The 501-nt window shown below is 60.1% G+C and carries 1 protein-coding gene and 1 pseudogene; one reads left to right on the plus strand and one right to left on the minus strand.

Annotated elements, in window-relative coordinates:
* Positions 1-176 (minus strand): annotated as a pseudogene (locus tag TR36_RS15350) (amidohydrolase family protein); the annotation flags it as partial.
* A gap of 61 nt (positions 177-237) precedes the next feature.
* On the opposite strand from TR36_RS15350, the gene TR36_RS14570 reads away from it, so the two are divergent.
* Positions 238-501: GntR family transcriptional regulator (locus TR36_RS14570; protein ID WP_202814462.1), on the plus strand; the 264-nt coding region annotated here is incomplete at its 3' end.

Genomic DNA, 501 nt, shown 5'->3' on the forward strand with positions numbered 1-501 from the left:
GTAGGGTTGGTCGACGAGGGCAGGACATTGGCCATGCCGACCATGCGGATGATGTCGGGGGCATGGCCACCGCCCGCACCCTCGGTATGATAGGCGTGGATCGTCCGGCCCGCGATGGCGGCCATCGTATCCTCGACAAACCCGGATTCGTTCAGCGTATCCGTATGGATCATCAGATAGGTTATTGCGTAAAATTACGGCCATACTAGTATGACCGAAGAATCAGGGAGGGTTCGTATGGAGGAAGGTGTACGCCAGCGGCGCCCGCGTCGCCTGGGCGCGCTTACGCTCGCGACAATGTCACGGGCAGAGCAGCCGCGCACAGCGACGCTGATTTATCGAGAGCTTTACGATGACATCGTGAATCTGCGTCGTCCGCCGAATACGCCATTGCCGGAACGTGATCTGTCCGCCCATTTCGGGGTCAGCAGAACGCCGCTTCGCGAAGCGCTTCTGCGATTGGCCGATGAGGGGCTGGTGGTAATCTATCCGCAGGTCGGC

The organism is Falsirhodobacter sp. alg1, from assembly GCF_000739715.2.
In the GTDB taxonomy this organism is placed as follows: Bacteria; Pseudomonadota; Alphaproteobacteria; order Rhodobacterales; family Rhodobacteraceae; genus Falsirhodobacter.